We start from the raw sequence: 22,625 nt of genomic DNA, 5'->3' as shown, positions 1-22,625 counted from the left end.
TATTACTAACTTTGATCTCACAAGTATATTTAATTTTAGTCTTTATAGTGATGAATATTTCAAAGAAATTACCTGTTACAGTATTAAGTGGGTTTCTAGGAGCTGGAAAAACCACTTTATTAAACCATATTTTACACAACAAAGAAGGTCTTAAAGTTGCGGTTATCGTAAATGATATGAGCGAAGTGAACATTGATGCCCAGCTTGTAGAAAATGAAAACACACTATCCAGAACTGAAGAAAAACTTGTAGAAATGTCCAACGGTTGTATCTGTTGTACATTAAGAGAAGATTTGATGATTGAGGTTGAAAAACTGGCTAAAGAGGATAGGTTTGACTACTTAATTATCGAAAGTACAGGAATATCTGAACCGATACCAGTGGCACAAACTTTCAGTTTTGCTAGTGAGGATGGACAATTGGATTTAAGCCGATTTAGTTATGTTGATACTATGGTTACAGTAGTAGATGCTTTTAATTTTCTAAAAGACTTTTCTAGCCCTCAGTACTTAACAGATAGAGACCTTACTAATATAGAGGGAGATGATAGAACTATTGTGAATCTTCTTACGGATCAGGTAGAATTTGCAAATGTAATTTTATTAAACAAGGTTGACTTGGTTACCGAATCCGAATTAAGAAATTTATATGACATCATTCATAAATTAAACCCTAAGGCTCGAATTATTCCAACTCAAAATTCAGAAATATCCTTATCCGAAGTAATTGGTACTGGTTTGTTTGATTTCGATGAAGCAGAAGCATCTGCCGGATGGATACAAGAACTAGAAAACGAACATATTCCAGAAACAGAAGAATACGGAATAGGTTCTTTTGTATACCGAAGTCGTAAACCTTTTCATCCTGAGCGATTTTTAGATTTTGCAACGGAACACTTCCCTTCTAATATAATTCGTAGTAAAGGATTGTTCTGGCTCGCTTCTAGACCTAATCAAGCACTTATTTGGGGTTCGGCCGGAGGATCCTTAAAAACAGATCCTGCAGGAGTTTGGTGGGCTTCTATGCCGTTTATTGATCGCATTGGTTACGCTGCTTTTGTAAATAACCAAGAAATGATTGAATCTGAATGGGATACAGTTTTTGGGGATCGCAAAACTGAACTTGTTTTTATTGGTCAAAACCTAGATGTTACAGGCACAACCGAGCTATTAGATTCTTGTTTGCTTACGGAAGAAGAAATTATCGAATGGAAAAACAATCAGTTTTTAGCAAAAGACAATTGGCCAATCCCTACCTACCAAGAACCTACACTATAAAATCCTAAATAGTAATAGATATTATTAAAAGTCTTGACGCCTTTAAAATACAACGCTAATATTTTATGATTTCTTTATATAATTTGTTAATGCAATATAATTGCATTAACAAATTATCTTTTATATTTACGAGTAATTAAAACATTTTTCACTCTTAGATATTATCATCATAAAATCATCATTATGTTACAAAGAAAATTTGACCAAGTTGTAAAGCAGCATTATCCTAATGCTAAGGATGCAAAAGACACTTCTATACATTATTTAGGAAAAATGCAAAATGAACATAAACTTGATATTTCAAAAGTCTTAATGGCTACATCTGTTTGCTCAGACGATATCAATATTCCTTCTACAACATTTTTTAATGTTTTGTTTGGTCCCTTTATCATGGGAGGACTTGGAGGAATCCCATTTGTAGGTCAGACAGGTATGACCGCTTTTGCTCACCATATTCCTGATGAAGGAAGTGCCTTTATATTTTATGGACCACATATCGGAGTAACCTTAGATGGTGATTTAGGAAAAATGTACCGTCCTAGACAAGAAGAAACAGGAAATTCTTGTGGAGCCCTGATGTTAGCACTTAGTCGACTTCAAGATTCGAACTATCAACCCGTATTGAATGAAAATGATTACCAGCAAATGAAGCTGGAAGAGAGCTTATTACCTTACAGAAAAGACATTATTAATAGCGATAATCCACAGAAAGCTATAACGGAAGCAACCTATGAAATTATTCATAAAAAAATTCACGAGTATGTAAAAACATGTAAGGATGAATTTCCTGTGGATAAAGTTGCTCTTTTAGGAGGAATCATCATTAATACGGATTATGGCTTAGATGATTATTTTGATGCTAAAAACTTTGAAATAATAGACCTTAAAAGTTTATAATATTATTTCTTAAACACAAGTTTTTAATTAATAAAACTATTTACACTATAGTGAAAAAACACCTATATTTTCTTTGTCCTACCGACTATTTAGAGTCAATTATCAATGCTACTTTTCATGAAGAGAACTATTATTATAACTCTTTAGGAAACTCTATAACATTTGATTCAGAAATGGTAGGACAAATAAATAGGTTGATACAAAAGAATGATATTGGAGAAATCACCTTCGCATTATCTGACAACAATTGTATTGTTAAAGACGCTATAAAAAATCGTCATTTCATCGATATCAAAGGTTTAAATGATTTTTATGACCAAATTCATAAGCAGAAGCAACATTCAGATATGCTTTGGCAAACTGATCATCCTTATTTTTCAGTTTTCTCATACCATTTGAATAAAAAAATTAATGAGTTACAACTTGCACTGAACACTATATATAAGATTCCTATAAAAATAACCGGTAAGATTTATATTAAAAAGAAAGGTATTTTTAAAAACATCTATTCCGATTTAGTCTGTGTAGACAAACATTGTCTAAACTAATCTCAGAAATTCCTTTAAAAACTAATCTCAGCGGAAATTATAAGTAGAAGTATTCGTCTAATACAATAAAAAGATAGTATCTTAAACTACTGCTTAATAACAATACCCTTTAAATTAATATCATAGTGGTTAACAATAAAGAAGCCATCATAACGGTTGTAGGTTTTTTAGGAGCTGGAAAAACTACATTACTAAAACACTTATTGACTAGTTTTGTCAGTAAAAATTGGGATCCATTTGTCATTCTCAATGACTATGAAAATGCGTATTTGGATGCTCAACAATTTTCTGAACAAATTAAATTAAATAGTATTAAACCACTAAGTGGCAGTTGCATTTGCTGTAGTGGTATTGTAGAACTAAGAAATGTAATTAATAGAATTCCAGCCCGAAAAAACGGAATCACTTTAATTGAAGCTAATGGAACATCAGATGCATGTACATTGATGGAGTTTCTCGGTGTTGGACTGAATGAACGGTTTTTACCACCGATCCAAATATCTGTAGTGGATGCTAAAAACTGGCAACATAGAGGTGAACACAATGAATTAGAAACAAATCAAATACAGGTTTCTTCTTTAATTGTACTAACGCATATACATACTATTTCTTCAGATAGAAAAACTACTGTAGTTGAAGAATTAAAAATATTAAATCCTTTTGCGAAAATCACAACGATGGAGAATTTAAATGTTTTATCACTTCCCGAATTAGTCCCTACCAACAATAGAGCACAGCAATTTAATCATCAAAAAGCTCATTGGGCTTCTAGTTCTGTGGATTTGCCCAATCTTCCTGAAATTGATTGTATTTACAAGATTTGTGAGGCAATACCTAAAAGTATTCTGCGAATAAAAGGATGTACTAAAATAAAGAATGATAAAAACTACACCTACTTCGAAAGAAAACCCGACGGAGACGTTTATATACGACCTTTTAATGGAATACCTATAACAGGAGCTAAACTTCTTACCATTGGTCCAGGAAGTAATCCTTCTGCTTTAACTGAAGCAATTGAAAACAGCATTCAAAATATAAACCATTCACTATAATTGAATTAATCTGACACCAATTGCAATTGGTATCAACATAAAAAAATCGAGCTAAAATTACTTTCAACTCGATTCATATTTAATAATTTATATCAATAAATTCTTATTCTTTATCAGCTTCACCTTCTTTTGCTTTTTCCTGATCTTCTTTGATCATTTTCTCGTCTTCTTCCTTAATTTGCTTATGCTCAGCAGCTAGTTTTTGGTGTTCTTTTTCCATAGTCTCATGTTCTGCACTCATAGACTCATGCTCCTTGGTCATCTGCTCTAACGTAATTTCACCAGAAACATGTTTAGCTTCAAGCTCTGCATGTTTTTCTATTAATGCTTTGTGTGCAGCGATTAACTCACCATGTTTTGCTAAAACATCAGTGTGTTTTTTTTCGGTAATTACATGAATCGAATCGTTCTCTAATGTTTTATGCGCATTCACCATTTGTTGATGATCATCCTTCATAGCACTATGCTCTTGAGCCATTGTCTCATGAGAAGTTTCCATGGTTTTGTGTTTCTCTACCATCGCTTTGTGCTCTGGAGATTCTGCTGGGTTTTGCTTGCAAGAAACAAACAAAATCGTAGCTACTAATACTGTTAATTTACTAAGTGTTTTCATAATATGTAGTTAAGTTTTGCGAAGTTAAATAAAAAATTCCCCCTTTATATAGGATAGATTTTTTTAATATTGATGAAAGTTCTTTATGTATACTTCTTAAAATGATTGTTCTCTTATTAAAAATTATTATTTTAACCGTATCAACGGGAATTTGAACATAATATTATGGAAATAAAAAAAACTAGGAATACAGAAAAACAAAACCTGGTTAAAGAAATTTTATCCAAATCGGAGCATACATTGTCTGCCGATGACATCATGCTCGCCATGCCTATAAAAGTCAATAAAACTACGATATATAGGATTTTGGACCGTTTTGCAGAAAAAGGAGAAGTTCATTTCGTGACGGGTAAAAACGGAAAAGCGTATTACGCTTTATGTGGTAACAGTTGTGGAACTTCGCACAAAATCCATAACCATATTCATTTCGAATGTCAAATATGCAATGAAGTTACCTGCCAACCAAACACGCTTCATATTCCTAATTTAGAAGGGTTTACAATACAGGAAACACAGTTTTTAGTGATTGGTATTTGTAATAAATGTAAAAAATGAAACCATCAGCTCTCCAGCTAATGGTTTCGTAACTACACATCCCAACGATAAAATAAAATGATATTCTTTTTATCTTACAGCGATAGGATAGTTTTCTCCTCGGCTACTAACTGTGCCGGATGTTCTAGGTCCGTTATTTCTAGCGTGCATGATTCCAGCTACATGAGGCGATGCCATTGACGTACCGCTTAAAGTTGCATATCCTCCATTTAGATATGTACTTCTTACACTACTTCCTGTAGCAATTACATCTACTGGATTCATATTATAATTAGAAAAAGATGAGAAACCTCTATTACAAGTCATAGACGCAACTGTGAAAATATTATTTCCATTTACACAAGCAGGCTGATAATTTGCAGAGTTCGCACTACTGTTTCCTGCAGCGATTGCTATTCTTGTTCCTCCGTTAGCTAATGCCGTTAAAGCACTTCTATAAGAAGAGTTATTAGCACATCCTGATCCGAAGAAACCTCCTAGACTTAAATTAGCTACATCACCTGGTAAATCGTACTGACCAACATGGTTGATTCCTGATAAGATTGTAGATGTACTAGTTCCTCCACTACATCCAAAAACTCTCACTGGTACTACTGGTGCTCCTGCAGAAACTCCTACAACACCAATTCCATTATTGATCGCTCCAGCAGTTCCCGCAACATGCGTTCCGTGACCGTTACAATCGTTTGCAGAACCTCCCACAAAAGATCTTGCGTAGGTAGTATTGGTTACTACATTAAGATCTGGGTGATCTAAATCAATACCTGTATCGATTACCCAAATCCACTCATCTCTATTAGCGCCATTTCCAGCTCCACCAGCACGTGTAATTCCACAAGGTGTCTGCTGTGCCATTCTTTGAGACTGCTCTCCAGAGATTACTTCTTCTATTTCGAATTTTGGCAACTCCACTACTCTATCATATTCTATAGAAGCAATATTGTCATCTTTTGCTATTTTTTCGAATTCGCTATCATCAAGATTAATTGCTACTCCAGAAATTTTTGTAGTGTAGTAGCTTAATACTTTGGACTGATCCACATTGTATTCAGATAAAATGGTGTTCATTTTTTTAATAGAAACCTCCGAGATATCGCGAACGGCACTTGCCTTGTCCTCTCTACTCGTAAAAGATCTTTTTTCTAAAACCTTAGATGCTGGTTCTACCTTAGAATCCTTGAACGTAATAATAAATTGTCCTGGAATAATTTTACCTTCTGTACTCGTTGGTTGTACAATTGTTTCCACCGTTCCGTCCGAAAAATTTTCGTTTTGACAAGAGGTGATCATCAATGCTGAGAGCATAGCGCCCGCAGCTAGTTTACTAAAAGTTTTCATATGAGTTAAATTTGTGTTAGTGCCCAAAATTAAAAATTCAAATGAAAAAATCACTGTGGTAAAACCGCAGGCCAACGTATTAACAAATCCATTTTTAAGGTAAAAACAACCAAATAAAAAACACTAATGCAACATCATTGCATTAGTGTTTTTAGCCATTGAGAAGATTTTTATGTATAACAAAATATTCCAAATTTTAGTTTAAATGAAAATAAACCAATAAAAACATTTAACTTTTATTTAACTTAATTTAACTATAAAAAAATCTTTTTAACATCATATCTCCTCATTAAATGTTTAATCTACAAGAAAATAGATCAAACAAAATGATCTAAAATTCTCTTTCCAGACAAAATCAGAGCGTTAAATTTACTCGATACATTTTAAGATTCTCTAGAATTCTTATATTTACCTGATGAGAAGTCTTTCTTTAAAAAATATCATTTCTCTATTTTTTCTTTTCAGTTTTCTCTTAATAAGAGTGGCTGACTTGCATGCGTTTTCTCATTTCTCCGATGATATTGGAGTAGAATGTGAATTATGTGAAATAATCATTACTCATCATCAGTTTACTCCTTTTTCTAATCATGATGTAGAAAATTATGAGTACAAACCTTTTATTATCTCTTATAAAGAAACCACTAACTTTAACTATACTACACTTAACAATTGCATTACGCTACCTAAAACGGTATACAACAAACCTCCTCCTAGTTGTTAAGTTTATACGAAGTTTTTATTTTTTGTAATCTTTCTGCACATATAAGATGTTTTCAGAAAGATCGCAAGTAGTTTATTTATATGATAAACCGTTGTGTTTGCATACATCTAGTCATTAAAAGCTTCGCTTAAAGAAACAATTGATATAGTCTAAGTCCTATTTTTCCTACTAAATAGGCTCTAGACTCTATCATTGAAAATTTCTCATATTACTTTTCAAACTTATTTTAACATTAGCTATGAAAAACCTGTTTTTTATACTATTTGCTGTACTATTTACGTCTTGTGGTTCCAACGAAGAAGAAGAAAAAAGAGTTTTACAAATAAAAGAAGGAGATAGTACTTTAGTTGTAAATATTCCCAAGGCTGCATGTAAAAAGTGCCAAAAAATATTAGAAGAAGGAATTTTTAAAGAATCTGGAGTTCAACAATCTATTTTGAATCTCCATACGAAAAATCTTTCTGTGGTTTATACTCCGGAAAAAACTTCACCACGAATTTTAGAAACAACTATAGAAAGACTTGCACACAAATCCCTTGTAAATAATTAAATTATTGTAAACATGAAATTTTTTAAAATCATACTTCTTGGAGGTATACTCCTTATATCAACGTCATTTAATAGCACACATCCCATAAAATTGACCTCTTCGTTAATTCAAAGCTTTCCAAAAGATAACCTATTGCGAGTAGAATGTAGAGTCTTTATTGATGACTTTACTTTTAGCATGAATGATACGTATACAAAGAACTTTAATGCTAGCAATTTATCAAAAGACGATATAAAGGCTATTGAAAAATATTTTAAACGTTATTACAAAATCATTATTAACAATGAAGTCTACCCGCTAGTCTACACATCTTCGGAAGTTTTTGAAAAGCACAACGTACTCTCTATAAAGTTTGCTAAAAAAATTCCTACAATTACAGAAGGAGATCAAATCTGTATAGAAAACACCTTGTTTTTTGAAGATTTTGACTTTTTACAGTCCAATAGGATGACTGTGAGAATTCCCCCTTTTATCTCCGAAGATTATTTTGAGGTTACCACATTAGACAAACCAATAACTCTAAACCTATAACCATACAAAACATAAACTAAACTTTTAATACGTAAATTTTAAATGGATAATTTCGGTTCTTTTTTTATTAATGGATGGGAGCATATTGTAGATATTAATGCCTATGACCATTTGCTATTTGTAATGACATTGTGTGCTGCTTTCAAACTAGAACAATGGAAACAAATTTTAGTAATCATAACAGCCTTTACTATTGGACATAGTGGAACTCTTATTCTTAGTGCTTTGGATGTGATACCCGCTAATTCCAAACTCATAGACACTTTAATTCCTTTTACCATTATGATTACAGCCATCGCTAATATTGTAAACTATGGCAAAGAAGGTAAATTCTCGGATACCAAAATAAAATACACCATTGCGTTGGTTTTCGGTTTAATCCACGGATTAGCTTTTGCTAGTAATTTTAAATTCATGTTATTTACGGATAGTATTGTTATGCCTTTATTTGCTTTTAATATTGGAATAGAGGTTGGACAACTATTCATTGTACTTTTATTTACGATTGCTTTGTGGGTATATACGAAATTCATCAAAGGAGAACATCTTAAATGGAATCTATTTGTATCAGGAGCAGGTTTTGGAATAGCAACTACTATTTTCCTAAATGCTATTAACGGAGCTTAGTTTACCTTATATTTCTTTATCTGTTTTTAAGTCATAAATAAAATCTAATAAAACATCAAGATATACAATGGAAATACTAGGATAATTTGTATTTTTTGAGCTAAAATTAAAGAAGAAAAAATTCAATAATTTTAAGTCAAGAATTAACTAATCCAATTATAGTTGGTACTTTCATTAATTACAAATTTATAACCCTTGAAAACCAAACAAATGAAATTTCACACAAAACACTTATTAGCTAAAATGCTTCTAATAGCAGTTACTTTTACAGCCTGTAAACAGGAGAAAAAAGCATCAGAAACAGAAACAACGACGGACCAAGTAGAAACTGAGGTTAAAGAAGAAGTAGCAAAACCAGAAATCATATTAGACAAACTAGAAGGTTCTCCTGCATATGCTGATGCAACACTTATATTGGATACGCCGGAAGAAATAGTTGCTAAAGCATCCGGCGAGATGGACTTTTCGTTTAAAGTAGAAAACTATGAATTAGGAGCACAAACTACAGGTCCAAATCCAGAAAAATTAGCAAACTCAGGAAAAGGACAGCACATTCATTTTATCCTGAATAACCAGCCTTACTCTGCTCATTATGAACCTACTTTTAAAAAAGAAATTCCTGATGGAGTACATCATTTAGTTGCTTTTTTAAGCCGTTCATTTCATGAATCTGTAAAGAACGAAAACTCTGTAGTAGTTCGCAAAGTAGTGGTTGGAGAGAACCCAAAAGATACTATAGGTCTAGATATGAAAGCTCCAACACTTATTTATAGCAGACCTAAAGGTGAATATTCTGGAAAAGGAACTGAACAAGTTTTATTAGACTTTTTTGTCCTGAATACTGAATTATCTCCAGAAGGGAATAAGGTACGTGCAACCATCAACGATAAAGTATACATGCTTACAGAATGGACTCCTTATGTAATGAAAGGATTACCTAAAGGAGAAGTAACTATCCAATTAGAACTTATAGATGCAGAAGGAAATTTAATTCCTGGACCATTTAATAACGTAAAACGTACAGTTACGCTTAAAGAATAAAACTAATCCCGAAAGGCTTTAAAATAAAAGTCCAGTACAAATTTGTACTGGACTTTTATTTTAACCATTCTTATTACTAATTACCTGTTATACGGAAATCGTACTTGCTTTAGAAATTTTACTTTTTTGGTGATCAAAATAAAAATCAATTCTACCTAGGTATAATCCGAAGCAACCTACCTGATTTACCATCACCTCTTTATCTTTTCGGTTTTGTACTATCGTTGGTTCTTTAAGAAAAGTATGTGTATGTCCTCCGATAATAAGATCTATATCTTCTGTCGCTTTGGCTAGACTTATATCCCCTACTTTATTCGGTTCTTTCTTATAATCATATCCCAAATGAGACAAGCATATTACCAAATCACATTTTTCTTCATTCTTTAGTTTTGAGGTCATATCCTGAGCAATCTCAATCGGATCCAAATATTTCGTTTCCTTATATAAATCTTTCATCACCAATCCTTCTAAAGCAATACCAAGTCCAAATATTCCGATCTTAACACCATCTTTTATGATAATTTCATAAGGCTTTACAAAAGTATCCATTACCGTATTGGAAAAATCATAGTTCGCAGAAACGAATTTGAATCCCGCATAAGGCAATTGTGCATGTAAACCTTCGATACCATTATCAAAATCATGATTCCCAATAGTAGCAACATCATATTTAAGCATACTCATTAGCTTAAACTCTAATTCTCCTCCATAAAAATTAAAATAGGGTGTTCCTTGAAATATGTCTCCTGCATCTAACAATAAGGTATTTGGATTTTCTTTTCGAACATTTTCTATAATTGTAGCTCTCCTTGCAACACCTCCTTTATTTGCATTTCGCCCATCTTCTGGACCAAATGGATCTATATGACTGTGCACATCATTAGTATGCAAGATGGTAATCTTTTTAGTGTAATTCCCTGTAAAAGATGATAAACCTGAACCTCCTAATACTACTGCTCCTGCTGTTACCGCTGTTTGTTTTACAAATTCTCTACGCTTCATTTCTGCACCTTATTTGTTAATTTGTATGAACCTATCATCCCTTACCGGATTAATTGTGTCTACTTTTTTAAAATAGTCAATCATCGCATTTCGAATTTTATAATTCAGTATGTGTGAATTAGTTGATTCCTTAAAAAAAGACATATTACTACCTCCGTTATATAGATAATCATTTGTCGCCACGAAATACGAAGTCTCGTCATCAATCTCTTTATCATTAATTAATGCATTCACAACTTCAAAATTATGATCCAAAGTAAGTTTTAATCCAGAAATTGGATGTGCTCTTTTAGACTCCTGTAAATACGCAATCAACTTTTTAATTAAAGCTCCTTTCATTTCGGCTACGATTATGCTATTCTCAAAAGGCATTACTTGATATGCTGTTCTTGCACTTATATTTCCTTTAGAAATAGGAGCTCGTATTCCTCCATAATTTAGAAGTACCATATCTATTTTGTTACCTGTTCTAGAAGTAAAAACTGGATTTGCTTGTTCTAATACTATATCTGCCATTAAATTACCAATGGCAGTATTCAAATCTCCATCCCCTTTAGAATACGTTTGTGGAGCGTAAGCCAAAGCACTATCTAACATTTTATTTACATGAGCTCTATAGGGCTTAATAAAAGCTTCAACCTCAGCGTTGCTAGCAATAGTATCGTTAATTTCAATTCTTTTACCTTCTATGCTGGTGAGGTAATTATTCTTCTTACATGAAGAAAAAATTATCAGGAAAACTATTATAAAATAGCTTTTTAAAAGTATCTGTTTCATCGGATAATGAATCGTATATTTTCTTTATTAATTTGAAATCAAACTTAAGTAATTCGATCTAAAAACTAGTGTGCAAATGTGATTAATTTATTCTATTAATCTACCGATAGCATCCCGAAGAATATAATTACAATGATCAACATCATCGTCATTGAGTTCAAGTACACCGATCACCTCCACAATTTGATCCGTTTTATATTTTGTATTATTTTTAAATATCACTTCTACAACAGATTCAGGTCCAGATCCTCCGCAGAAAAAACAGGAGGACATCGGGTTTCGAGAAAGCAAAAGAAACTGATCATCTTCTGATGAAAAGTCTAGAAAATATCCTGTAAGCTTTATTTTGGTACCCTCAAGAGCTTCTACAGATGTATCAAATGTTGGTTTCAAAAAATAATCATCATAGTTTACATTATAAACATTACGAAACGTTACTTGCGCCAAGTCATTCCAGGATACTTTTTTTTGAGAAAACAAGGTCGAAGTAACACTAAATAATACTATGATAAACAAACAAAACTTACGCATCAGCTAATATTTTAGAAACATTTAATTTTAATAAAGACAAAGAGGCTATAATTGCTGCTGGCAAAGTAGTAACCATAACTAGTAACAACATATAAACCTCTTCTCTATTAGGCATACCGAACTGAAAATCATATCCATAAGCATCGGAGAAAACTGAAAACAACCAGACGCCTAACCTACCAAACAACCAACCAAAAATAGCACTGATTAAAGTTAACATTAGCGCTTCCAAAAAAACAAGTTTTATCAACTGAAACGTACTTATTCCATAGGTTCTCAATAAAGCCAACTCCTGTTTTCTTTCTCTTACTGATCTTACAACATTAATAAAAATACTAAGTGAAGCAATAAAAAGTATCACTAAAGAAATCCCATTAATTGCCTGAAACCCTACCCCTAAAAACGTCGTTAATCGATCAATTTCAAATTTTGGAATTGCTGCTTGCATTGTAGATTTTTCGTTTACAAACCTGGATGTCTGCAACACTCCTATTGGATTTCTAAATTTAACTAGTAATGAAGTGATTTCTTTTTTCTCTTCATCATCTCTTTCTGAGTGATCGTGTTCTTTGGAGTGATCATGTTCCTCTTTATGCTTAGGATCGTCTTGCGAATGATTATGTTCTTCGACAAGGTGATACTCTTTATTTTCATGAGCATGCCCATCATCTTCATGAGATTGTGTTTCTGTGATAAGATTAAAATTCTCTTTCTTAACAGGGTCTTGATGCTTTTGATGAACTTCTTGATTTTCATGACCTTCATCATACGAGTGTTCATGAACTTCCCAAATACTTTCGAGATTTGTAATAATCAGATTATCAATGATAGTTCCTGTCGGTTTTAAAATACCTGTAATCACAAATGGCTTTTCTTTATGAGTTTCTAAACCGCTCTCAGCCAAACCATGACTACTTGCAAAAGTTTTACCAACCTTAAGATTTATTTGCTCTGCAACTTGACTTCCGACGACAGCTTCGAACGATTTTTCATATAATCTTCCTCTTTGTAATTGTGCTTTATAAACCTCTAGGTATTTATGTGTTGTTCCTAAAATCCTATATCCTTTGTAATTATCTCCGTATGAAACAGGAACCTTATATTTGACCATTGGTTTTTTAGCTATTTTCATAGCTTCTTCAAGATCGATGTTTCCTGTCGGATTATCTATATGTAATAGAGATGATAATACCAATTGCAAAGGACTTCCCTTGGCCCCAATAACCATATCAAAATGCTTCGTATTTCCCTCTAGATGTTCGTTAAGTTGTTTTTTTACTTGCAAAATAAACGTAGCAAGTGAAATACTAAGTATCAAGAGTAAAACACTTAATACCGTATTTAGAGGTTTAGAAATAAGATTTTTGTACGCTAAGTATAACAATTTTATAAGATTATATGATTATTAAAATGCGGCTTTACTCGCTGATCATGCGTTATAATTACTAAATTGCTATTACAGATCTTAGCTTCTTTTTTTAGAAGAGAAACTACTATTTCGCAATTGATATCATCCAAATTGGATGTCGGTTCATCTGCTAATATGATTTTAGGTTTATGAATTACTCCTAGAGCTATCGATAATCGTTGTTGTTGTCCTTCGCTAAGTTGATATACCTTTTTATGCATTTGATCACATAATCCTAAATGCATTAATAATTCTTCTCTCCGATATCGATCACTTTTACTTTTCGAAAATTTTTCTCGAATCAACAGGTTTTCCAGCACAGATAAAGATTTTATAAAATAGGATTTCTGAAAAATAAGACCGATGTTTTGTCCTCTAAAATGATTTAACTCTCCTCTAGTTAATCTGTTAATATGAGTATTCCCAATATAAACATCTCCCGTATCTATCGGTAAAAGTCCAGCCAATAAATGCAACAAAGTAGTCTTTCCTACGCCAGATGCACCTAAAATCAATAAGCTCTCTTTGGAAGAAAGGTGAATGTCTGGGAAAACTAGATTTTGATCTTCAGAATGCTTATACGCATATCGAAGAGACGCTGTTCGTATCATAAAAACATTTTGTCAAAAGTAGAGAAATTATATTAACGCAACAACGTTGCAATTATAAAAATAGTAGTATATTTGCCGGGATTTAAATGTGCACCTCAGTTGAAATTATTAGATATACAAAATAACTCAGACAAACTAGGTATATTGGCTAGTAGCCTCTGCCTGATACACTGTATCGCTACTCCTTTTTTATTTCTAGCGCATACTGCTTCACACGTAGCAGATCATCATGGTTCTAAACCTTTATGGTGGAAAAGTTTGGACTTTATTTTTTTAGCATTATCATTTATAGCTGTATACCGATCTACCCAGACCACTAGCAGACCTATCATGAAATATCTTTTTTGGAGCTTATGGGGTATTTTATTTGCTAGTATACTTAATGAAAAACTCGAACTCATTCACTTAGGAGAAAGTATAATATATGTGGTAACACTTTCTTTGGTCGCTTTGCATTTTTATAATCAAAAATATTGCAAATGCGACAATGAAAAATGTTGTGAAAACTAATGAATATAGGATTATGAGTACAATGAACAAAGAAGAAATAGAATCTATCGGTGATGCGCACGCTTCTAGTGCTACAGAAACTCCATTGCGAGTGGATGCTTTTGACAAAAGTGATGATGAAAAAATAAAGAATATACAGCATCATTTTGCAGAAATCATGAAAGAACTGGGTCTGGACTTAACTGATGATAGTCTTTCTGGAACGCCTTATCGCTTTGCAAAAATGTACGTAAAGGAACTTTTTTACGGCCTTAATCCTGCTAATCGACCGAGAACATCAACTTTTGAAAATAAGTACGGATATCAGAAAATGCTCGTAGAGCAAAATATTAACATCGACTCTTCTTGTGAGCACCATTTTCTTCCTATAGTTGGCAATGCCCATGTAGGATATATCCCAAAAGATAAGGTAATAGGATTATCAAAAATCAATCGTTTAGTTGATTATTATTCTCATAGACCACAAGTACAGGAAAGACTATGCCTGCAGATATTAAAGGATCTACAAAAAACCTTAGGTACCGATGATGTTATTGTTGTTGTAAATGCGAAACATCTATGTGTTTCTTCTAGAGGAATCAAAGACAAAAATAGTTTTACCACTACTATCGAGTTTGGTGGCAAATTTGCTGATCCTATATACCGAAATGAATTTTTAGGAATTATAGCAAAAGGTGATAATTAATTTATAATGAAACGAATACTAAAGATATGTGGATTTTAATACATAAAATTATTGCTATGTATCTATCCGCTACTAATATTTATAAGTCACAAAATTCACAAGAAAGTAAGACATCTTTTTCTTGTGAATTTTGTGGTTTACTATATAAACCTCCTCCAATGTAATTAAACTTCAATTTCTATAGAATTAACAGTTAATTCTTATAAAATGAAAACACACACAACTCATTAACTCTATACTACTCTATACTATGCTTACAGCAATAAATCTCACCAAAATATATGGTAAGCACCAGGCTCTTAGTGATTTAAATTTATCCGTTGATAAAGGAGAAATTTTTTGTCTACTTGGTCAGAATGGTGCAGGTAAAACAACTACCATCAATCTATTCTTAGGTTTGATTGAAGCCACTAGTGGTACAGCGCAAATAAATGGGGTAACAGTAACTCCGAATAGCAATAAAACCACCCAGATGATTGCCTATATTCCTGAGGTAGTTCAACTCTATGGAAACTTATCTGGTCTAGAAAATCTTAATTTTTTCAGTAGACTCGCCGGATTTAAATATTCTAACTCTGAACTATCTAATTTTTTAGCAAAAGCTGGTCTTCAGGAAAGCGCTCATCAAAACAAACTTGCTTCTTATTCCAAAGGTATGCGCCAAAAAGTTGGTATCGCCATTGCTCTTTCCAAAAATGCGGATTACATATTTATGGATGAACCTATTTCTGGTTTAGACCCTAAAGCCACTTTAGAATTCACCAAAATATGTAAAGAACTAAGCAATGAAGGTAAAGCAATTTTTATGGCTACTCATGACATCTTTAACGCTGTTAATGTAGGTACTAAAATTGGTATCATGAAAGAAGGAAAACTAGTACATACCTCAAACACTGATGCTATCACAGCAGAAGAATTACAGGACTTATACCTAAAAACTATCTAAACGTAAAACAAATCAATTCACACAATGAAACTTTTTAAATTATTACCCAAACTATTCTTTCTGATTTGTAGTTGTGCTGCATTTGCACAGGTACAAGTAACAGGAACCATCGTCGATTCTCAAAACACACCCATCGTAGGAGCTACTATTTCTTTAGAAAGCAACGCAAATACTTTTGGAAAATTAACAGATGATTCTGGAAAATTCGAAATCGATGCTCCTTCGGGAAATTATAAAATTGAAGTACGCTATTTAGGTTTTCAAGCATATAAGAATACTATAGAAATTGGTAGCTCTTCTTCATATGATATAGGTACTATCCAATTAGAAGAAGGAACAGAACAGCTACAAACTGTAGAAGTTGTTGGACGTGTTAGAAAAGATTACAATAGTGATTATTCTTTTTCTGCCACTAAAATCGCGATCAAAAATAAAGAACTGCCACAGGTAGTAGCAGCTGTAACCAAGGAACTTATTGCCGATCGACAAGCGTTTCAATTACCAGAAGCAGTAAGAACGGTTAGTAACGTTGCTATCACTGGTTTGTATAACCATTATAACATTAGAGGTATTACACAGGCAGATGATGGACAAGTACTTAATGGTATGCGTACGCGCCAGTACTATTTTTTACAACCAATCACCTCTCACTTAGAACGTGTAGAAGTAATCAAAGGACCTTCATCTGTAACATTTTCTAGTGCTGATCCTGGTGGAACTGTAAATATGGTAACTAAGAAACCATTAACTGAAAACCGTAATGAAGTATCTGTTTCTGCAGGTAGTTTTGGAACATTAAGAGCTACTGCAGATTTTACGGGTCCTTTAAACGATTCTAAAACGTTATTATATCGTTTTAATGCAGCAATTCAGGAAGCTGATTCTTTTAGAGACATTGTAAACAACAATGCTATTTTAATTTCTCCATCTTTAAGTTATATCCCAAACGAAAGTACTTCGCTTAATGTAGAAATGATATATAATAATGCTGAAGGTAACTTAGATCGAGGTCAGCCAATTTTTGACGCTGTGGATGATAATTATGATCCAAACAGCACACCAACTACTTTAAATCCTGGTGCAATTAACGACTTCTACAAAACTAAAGAATTCATATTTATGACGAGCTTTAGTAAAAAGTTTACGAAAAACTTTGGTTTCAATGCTCAGTATATGAAACAAACTTGGGATGAAGATTTACAAGAACACAGAGCGGATGCATTCCGTCAGGCGTATGACATTAATGGAGATGTGGTTCCTAATCTTGTAGCCATGAGATACGCTGAAAGACAACAAAACTGGAATACTGATAATTTCAGTGGATTTTTTAATTACGATATAGAAAAAGGAAATATCACTAATAAAATTTTAGTAGGATATGATGCCTCCAGATGGGAAAGAAGAACCGGTGGAGCTAATAGTTCTAGAGACTATTTACTAAATGATGGATCTACAGCTAGATTTAGACCTGGGACAAGTGACCCTAATGATTTTCAGCAAACTGCAGATGGATTATTAGTTCCTGCCGTTCCACATTTAGACTTAACAAATCCTTTTAATGGAATAAGAAACACCAGTAATTATGTGCTTTCACAATTTGAAATTCCTGCAAACTTAACAACTTCTAATGGTGTTTACATTCAGAATCAATTTAAGATTGGGAGGCTTTCGGCTTTAGTCAACTTACGATATGAATGGTTTAAAGATATCTTTGATTATGAAGGTGATGAACAAGAGTTTACTACTAATGCTTTTGTACCTAGACTTGGTGTAACTTACGAGGTTACTGATGACATAAGTGTTTATACCACCTATTTAGAAGGGTTCCAACCGCATACCAATACAGTATCGTTATCCCCTTCTGCAGAAGGATTCTTTTGGTCCGCATCACCTGGTAGATTCGATCCATTAGAAAGTAGTTTAATCGAACTAGGTGCTAAAGGAGAATTTTTAAACGGAAAAATATTTGCCAACTTAGCAATCTTTAACATTACTCAAAAGAATATCTTACTTGGAGACACTTTTGATTTAGATAACTTAACCACAAGAGGAGAACAACGAAGTAGAGGTTTTGAGGCGGATATTTCGGGTTATGTATTACCAAATTTCCAATTAACTGCTTCTTATGGTTATACGGATGCTACTATTGAAGAAGATGCCATTGCAGAATTTGTAGGACAACGAATTGGAGGTGCTCCTAAGCATAATGCTAATTTTTGGGGTAGATATGATTTTACCACTACTCCACTATTAAAAGGAATAGGAATTGGTTTCGGTGCTCAATATGTAGACGAGAGATTTACTTGGTATAATCCTACTTATAATACCAGTAGAGTATTATTACCAGAATATACAGTATTTGATGGAGCGATTTATTACAAGCCAAATATCATAAATATGCAGTTAACTTTAAAAGTTAATAACATCTTTAATGACACATATTGGTTAGGTGGTCTTAGTCCAAATAGATTAGGACCTGGTGCTCCCAGAAACTTTTTGTTAACCGCAACCTATAAATTCTAAAAAGATGCAATGGGCTAATATTCGATTATTCGCAATTCACTTTTGGCGTAATGCGACTACTCCCAAAACTTTTTATGTATTGTATGCAATTTTTATACTACTAACAGCGTATTCCGCTGTTAGTGGTATAAACAACTATATCACGCAAAATGAGATTCGCCAAGAACATCAGGAAAAAGCGAGACAAAGTTGGGAAGCAAATCCAGATAAGCATCCTCATAGAATGGCACATTTTGGAACTTTTGCCTTTCGGATCCCTTCCACCTTAGGAATATTTGATTATGGATTAGAAAGTTTTACTGGGAATACGGTTTTTTTAGAAGCGCATCGACAGAATAGTGTTAATTTTTCTGAAGCTACATTTTCTACAGGAATGTTGCGATTCGGTGAGTTAAGTCTTGCTCTATTATTACAATTGGTATTACCTATTATTTTATTTTTTATTGGTTTTTCTGGAGTTGCAAGAGATAAACAGAACGGAACTTTGAAAATACTATTATCTCAAGGAGCACGCTGGAAAGAGATCCTATTTGGGAAATCTATCGGTCTTTTCATGATTTCTTTATTGTTTTTTGCTCCTATCTTATTATTGGTAATTATTGCTCTGTTCTTTTTAGAAAGTCCAATATCACAAGATTTTAGATGGTTACGCTTGATAATCATTGCGGTAAGCTATTTGGCTTTCCTATTTATTTTATCTGCTATCACTATCACAATATCGACTTCTAGTAATTCTCCTAAAAATGCTTTATTACGTTTATTAGGTATTTGGTTACTCTTGGTTATTTTATTACCAAAATCTGCACAAGCTATGGGAAATTATTGGTTTCCTACACCAAGTAAGTTAGCTTTTCAATCCGCTATTGAAAAAGAAGTTATACAAAAAGGAGATAGTCATAATCCAAATGACCCTCATTACAATGGTTTAAGAGATTCGGTATTAACCGTTCATAATGTTAGTAAAGTTACCGATCTTCCCTTTAACTATTCAGGTTTTGTCATGCGTGAAGGTGAGAAAATCACTTCGGCTCTTTACAAAAAACATCAAGCAAGATTGGTTGATATCTATAAAAGTCAAAATGATGTCACGCGATTTTCATCCTTTATCAATCCGTTTACAGCAATTAAATTAGTATCCATGACGATGTCTAGTACGGATTTTTCATCGTACATGGATTTTCAGGATAAAGCTGATAACTATCGATATACATTAGCGCAAACCATGAATGAATTACAGATGGAATATATCAGTCCAAAAAAAGAAAGTGGTTCTGAAGGAAAAACACATGTAGTAGATCACGAGCACTGGGAAGAGTTTGAAGATTTTAAACACGAGCCCATAACTTTTTCTAAATCTATGAAAGAAGCGCTTCCTGCCCTACTATCCATTATTTTTTGGACAATAGCTGCAATCGGTTTATTGGTATTCACTTCTAAAAGAGCAAGAGCCATATGACATTATATAAATTATTATTTCAGCAATGTATTCGATCCAAAGAAGTTTGGATAAGCCTTGTACTACTAATTTTATTAGGTGTTGTAGGAATTATTATTGGAGATAAACACCTTAAGAGACAACAAGATGCGATTACCGAAGTAAAAGAATACCAAGAGCAACACTTCAATCGACAGGTATCTTTGCATAATGATGATTTAGGTCTCTTATTATATTATGCCAAGTTTGCTTATATAAACTCATTAGACCCGCTGGCAGGATTATCCATTGGACAATCTGATGTTAATCCAACCGTAAAACGAATTACAATTAAAACTTTTGAGGCACAAAAATATGATACCGATCTCATAAATCCTATGAACCTGCAATCTGGTAATCTAGATCTTTCTTTTGTGATTATTTATCTTTTTCCGCTACTCGTAATTGTTCTTAGTTTTAATGTGCTTTCTGAAGAAACAGAAACAGGAACTTGGAGACTTGTTGCCATTCAATCTAGATCAAAACTTGGTTTTATTATTTCCAAGCTTCTGATTAGGTTCATCTTATTATCAGTAGTGTTAGTCATTCTTTTTACTGTAGCAAAATTAACTCTGGATCTACCATTCAGTCAACATTTCTTTTGGATGTTTAGTTTATCCTTGCTTTATGTTGTTTTTTGGTTTACCGTAAGTTTTTTCATTATAAGTTTTAAAAAATCTTCTGGATTTAACGCCCTATTACTTTTATCAGTTTGGTTAATATTAATCATCCTTGTACCAGCAGGAATAAATGCCTATGTTTCTTCTAAATACCCTTTGCCAGAAGCGTTAAGTACTGCTATAGCACAAAGAGATGGTTATCATGTAAAATGGGATACTGATAAAAAGGAAACTATAGAGAAATTTTACAAGCATTATCCTCAGTTTAAAAGCTATGGGTATCCAACAGATGGTTTTAATTGGTTATGGTACTATGCTATGCAACAAATGGGAGATGATGATTCTAAAAAACAAAGAGATGCTTTTAATGAAAAAATTAAATTGCGCGAACAAACTAGTGACCAAATTGCATCTATAATTCCAAATATGCATTTGCAATTGGCTTTTAACCAACTAGCAGGAACCAGTATGAACCAACAAATGGGATACTTAAATGCTACTGATGAATTTCATGAAAAATTACGTTTATTTTTCTATCCCAAGATATTTGAAGGCAAATATGCAGAGACTATAGATTGGAAGCAATTTGTTCCTGAATATTATACCACAAAAACGTCATTGAGCCCTATAAAAGGTATTGCTCCGTTGCTTATTGCATCGATATTGATGATATTAATTTCGATACCCATGACAAAAAAATTGTAGCTAAGATCATTCAGGTAACACGCCTACACTCATAAGTGTTTCATCTTTATTAATCGGTGGAGTACCAATCATATAAAGGATTACTCCACTTTCTGAAGCTATTATTTTTTCTAAGGTATTACCAAAAAAATCAGTTGTATAGCCCATAAGTTCTCCTTTTTTAATAAGATCACCGGCTTTTTTTTCTGTGTAAAAGAGGCCGGTTGATTTGCTTTTCAGGGTTACTCTTTTTGCAATAATTGTTGGTTTTATTTTAGATTCGGAGGATATGCCATCAAACATTTGCAAATGCTTTAATAAAGAAATCATACCATCTAAAATTCTTTTTGTTTCTACTTTACCAGGAATACCAAGTCGACCACACTCTATATCTACTGATGGGATCTTACGATGAAAAGCTTCTTGAGAACAATATATACTTGGAGTTTTCAATCTCTCTTCTTTGATATTAAAAATTATAGAATAATCAAATCCCATAGCTAACGCCATTTCTTTACCTTTTTTAGAAACTTCTGGTAGTGCTTCGCTCTGATACCAAGCATTATAAGCGCGTAAATCTTCTGGAGCATCTCCAGCATGCATATCCACAAAAAAATCAGATTTAGCTATTATATCAGTCGTAATCATATGCGCGATACGTTGAGTAATTGTTCCATTAGGATCTCCTGGGAAAGAACGGTTTAAATTTTTTCCATCCATAGGATTTACATAGGGACTTCTTCCTAAAAAAGCTGGCATATTAGCTAACTGTACTAAAATGACTGTCCCAGACAATTTTTGAGGGTCTATTTTCCTATTTAATTCTTGAGCTGCTAATATCGGAGGATATTCATATCCATGTACTCCTGCTGTTATTCCTAATACAGGTCCAGATTTTATGCCATGAAATATGGTAACAGGCACAAATGTACTATCCTTATCAGATCTTACGGGAACTTTAATATGACTTTTGGTTCCAGGAGCAATTGATTTATTTTGAAAAGAAAAAAGACTTTGTGCTAAAGCATGAATATGTAGTATTACAAGTAAACTTATGGAAAATGCTCTTTTCATAAAGATATATTTTAGCATCTAAAGGTACTG

At 33.0% G+C, this 22,625-nt stretch carries 24 protein-coding genes; 16 read left to right on the top strand and 8 right to left on the bottom strand.

Annotated elements, in window-relative coordinates:
* The first annotated feature begins 50 nt into the window (after positions 1 to 50).
* From Q1A73_RS00795 to Q1A73_RS00780, 4 genes are all read left to right on the top strand, one after another.
* Positions 51 to 1,277: a GTP-binding protein gene (locus Q1A73_RS00795; RefSeq protein ID WP_299600442.1), complete on the top strand. Its 1,227-nt coding sequence runs from the start codon at positions 51 to 53 to the stop codon at positions 1,275 to 1,277.
* 183 nt (positions 1,278 to 1,460) lie between these two features.
* The gene (locus Q1A73_RS00790; RefSeq protein WP_299600440.1) at positions 1,461 to 2,174 is read left to right on the top strand and encodes a hypothetical protein; all 714 of its coding nucleotides are present in this window, start codon (positions 1,461 to 1,463) and stop codon (positions 2,172 to 2,174) included.
* A 50-nt stretch (positions 2,175 to 2,224) separates the two neighbouring features.
* Positions 2,225 to 2,722 (top strand): hypothetical protein, encoded by a 498-nt coding sequence (locus Q1A73_RS00785; RefSeq protein ID WP_299600438.1) that lies wholly within the window; start codon positions 2,225 to 2,227, stop codon positions 2,720 to 2,722.
* A gap of 125 nt (positions 2,723 to 2,847) precedes the next feature.
* Positions 2,848 to 3,774 carry a GTP-binding protein gene (locus Q1A73_RS00780; RefSeq protein ID WP_299600436.1) on the top strand — a complete coding sequence of 309 codons (927 nt, stop codon included), beginning with the start codon at positions 2,848 to 2,850 and terminating at the stop codon, positions 3,772 to 3,774.
* A 103-nt stretch (positions 3,775 to 3,877) separates the two neighbouring features.
* On the opposite strand, the gene Q1A73_RS00775 is transcribed toward Q1A73_RS00780, so the two are convergent.
* Positions 3,878 to 4,387 (bottom strand): hypothetical protein, encoded by a 510-nt coding sequence (locus tag Q1A73_RS00775; protein ID WP_299600433.1) that lies wholly within the window; start codon positions 4,385 to 4,387, stop codon positions 3,878 to 3,880.
* 165 nt (positions 4,388 to 4,552) lie between these two features.
* Here Q1A73_RS00775 and Q1A73_RS00770 point away from each other — a divergent pair, with 165 nt between their 5' ends.
* Positions 4,553 to 4,942, top strand: coding sequence for a transcriptional repressor (locus Q1A73_RS00770; RefSeq protein ID WP_299600431.1), 390 nt, complete (start codon positions 4,553 to 4,555; stop codon positions 4,940 to 4,942).
* 69 nt (positions 4,943 to 5,011) lie between these two features.
* Here Q1A73_RS00770 and Q1A73_RS00765 read toward each other — a convergent pair whose 3' ends face one another.
* The gene (locus tag Q1A73_RS00765) at positions 5,012 to 6,280 is read right to left on the bottom strand and encodes a S8 family serine peptidase (RefSeq protein ID WP_299600429.1); all 1,269 of its coding nucleotides are present in this window, start codon (positions 6,278 to 6,280) and stop codon (positions 5,012 to 5,014) included.
* Between the two features lie 481 nt (positions 6,281 to 6,761).
* Here Q1A73_RS00765 and Q1A73_RS00760 point away from each other — a divergent pair, with 481 nt between their 5' ends.
* The 5 genes from Q1A73_RS00760 (at position 6,762) to Q1A73_RS00740 (ending at position 9,750) form a co-directional block, all read left to right on the top strand.
* Positions 6,762 to 7,001 (top strand): hypothetical protein, encoded by a 240-nt coding sequence (locus Q1A73_RS00760; RefSeq protein WP_299600427.1) that lies wholly within the window; start codon positions 6,762 to 6,764, stop codon positions 6,999 to 7,001.
* Between the two features lie 238 nt (positions 7,002 to 7,239).
* Positions 7,240 to 7,551, top strand: a complete 312-nt coding sequence (locus Q1A73_RS00755; RefSeq protein ID WP_299600425.1) for a cation transporter — start codon at positions 7,240 to 7,242, stop codon at positions 7,549 to 7,551.
* A 12-nt stretch (positions 7,552 to 7,563) separates the two neighbouring features.
* The gene (locus Q1A73_RS00750) at positions 7,564 to 8,082 is read left to right on the top strand and encodes a DUF6702 family protein (protein ID WP_299600422.1); all 519 of its coding nucleotides are present in this window, start codon (positions 7,564 to 7,566) and stop codon (positions 8,080 to 8,082) included.
* Between the two features lie 42 nt (positions 8,083 to 8,124).
* Complete coding sequence (locus Q1A73_RS00745; protein WP_299600420.1) at positions 8,125 to 8,709, top strand: HupE/UreJ family protein; 585 nt, start codon at positions 8,125 to 8,127, stop codon at positions 8,707 to 8,709.
* A gap of 210 nt (positions 8,710 to 8,919) precedes the next feature.
* Positions 8,920 to 9,750 carry a hypothetical protein gene (locus tag Q1A73_RS00740; RefSeq protein WP_299600418.1) on the top strand — a complete coding sequence of 277 codons (831 nt, stop codon included), beginning with the start codon at positions 8,920 to 8,922 and terminating at the stop codon, positions 9,748 to 9,750.
* An 87-nt stretch (positions 9,751 to 9,837) separates the two neighbouring features.
* Here Q1A73_RS00740 and Q1A73_RS00735 read toward each other — a convergent pair whose 3' ends face one another.
* The 5 genes from Q1A73_RS00735 to Q1A73_RS00715 form a co-directional block, all read right to left on the bottom strand.
* On the bottom strand, positions 9,838 to 10,752 hold the full coding sequence (locus Q1A73_RS00735) for a metallophosphatase (RefSeq protein ID WP_299600416.1): 915 nt from the start codon (positions 10,750 to 10,752) through the stop codon (positions 9,838 to 9,840).
* A 9-nt stretch (positions 10,753 to 10,761) separates the two neighbouring features.
* A complete protein-coding gene (locus tag Q1A73_RS00730) occupies positions 10,762 to 11,529 on the bottom strand; it encodes a 5'-nucleotidase (protein ID WP_299600414.1) in 768 nt (255 codons plus the stop codon).
* An 87-nt stretch (positions 11,530 to 11,616) separates the two neighbouring features.
* Positions 11,617 to 12,060, bottom strand: a complete 444-nt coding sequence (locus Q1A73_RS00725; protein ID WP_299600412.1) for a hypothetical protein — start codon at positions 12,058 to 12,060, stop codon at positions 11,617 to 11,619.
* On the bottom strand, positions 12,053 to 13,444 hold the full coding sequence (locus Q1A73_RS00720) for an ABC transporter permease (protein WP_299600410.1): 1,392 nt from the start codon (positions 13,442 to 13,444) through the stop codon (positions 12,053 to 12,055). The genes Q1A73_RS00725 and Q1A73_RS00720 overlap by 8 nt, the downstream gene beginning before the upstream one ends.
* 2 nt (positions 13,445 to 13,446) lie before the next feature.
* Complete coding sequence (locus Q1A73_RS00715) at positions 13,447 to 14,079, bottom strand: ATP-binding cassette domain-containing protein (protein ID WP_299600408.1); 633 nt, start codon at positions 14,077 to 14,079, stop codon at positions 13,447 to 13,449.
* A 72-nt stretch (positions 14,080 to 14,151) separates the two neighbouring features.
* Here Q1A73_RS00715 and Q1A73_RS00710 point away from each other — a divergent pair, with 72 nt between their 5' ends.
* From Q1A73_RS00710 to Q1A73_RS00685, 6 genes are all read left to right on the top strand, one after another.
* Positions 14,152 to 14,589, top strand: coding sequence for a MerC domain-containing protein (locus Q1A73_RS00710; RefSeq protein WP_299600406.1), 438 nt, complete (start codon positions 14,152 to 14,154; stop codon positions 14,587 to 14,589).
* A gap of 22 nt (positions 14,590 to 14,611) precedes the next feature.
* Complete coding sequence (folE, locus tag Q1A73_RS00705) at positions 14,612 to 15,274, top strand: GTP cyclohydrolase I FolE (RefSeq protein WP_299602571.1); 663 nt, start codon at positions 14,612 to 14,614, stop codon at positions 15,272 to 15,274.
* A gap of 250 nt (positions 15,275 to 15,524) precedes the next feature.
* Positions 15,525 to 16,220: an ATP-binding cassette domain-containing protein gene (locus tag Q1A73_RS00700; protein WP_299600403.1), complete on the top strand. Its 696-nt coding sequence runs from the start codon at positions 15,525 to 15,527 to the stop codon at positions 16,218 to 16,220.
* A gap of 24 nt (positions 16,221 to 16,244) precedes the next feature.
* Positions 16,245 to 18,743 carry a TonB-dependent receptor gene (locus tag Q1A73_RS00695; protein WP_299600400.1) on the top strand — a complete coding sequence of 833 codons (2,499 nt, stop codon included), beginning with the start codon at positions 16,245 to 16,247 and terminating at the stop codon, positions 18,741 to 18,743.
* 4 nt (positions 18,744 to 18,747) lie between these two features.
* Entirely contained in the window at positions 18,748 to 20,199 is a 1,452-nt protein-coding gene (locus Q1A73_RS00690; RefSeq protein WP_299600397.1) for a DUF3526 domain-containing protein, read from the top strand.
* Positions 20,196 to 21,542 (top strand): DUF3526 domain-containing protein, encoded by a 1,347-nt coding sequence (locus Q1A73_RS00685; RefSeq protein WP_299600394.1) that lies wholly within the window; start codon positions 20,196 to 20,198, stop codon positions 21,540 to 21,542. Before Q1A73_RS00690 ends, Q1A73_RS00685 begins: the two co-directional genes overlap by 4 nt.
* A gap of 6 nt (positions 21,543 to 21,548) precedes the next feature.
* Here Q1A73_RS00685 and Q1A73_RS00680 read toward each other — a convergent pair whose 3' ends face one another.
* On the bottom strand, positions 21,549 to 22,595 hold the full coding sequence (locus Q1A73_RS00680; RefSeq protein WP_299600391.1) for a M14 family metallopeptidase: 1,047 nt from the start codon (positions 22,593 to 22,595) through the stop codon (positions 21,549 to 21,551).
* Positions 22,596 to 22,625: the final 30 nt, after the last annotated feature.

This window comes from uncultured Aquimarina sp. (assembly GCF_947492115.1).
GTDB lineage: Bacteria > Bacteroidota > Bacteroidia > Flavobacteriales > Flavobacteriaceae > Aquimarina.
Note: the sequence above shows the minus strand (reverse complement) of the source record. Positions and strands in the feature narration are given on the sequence as shown.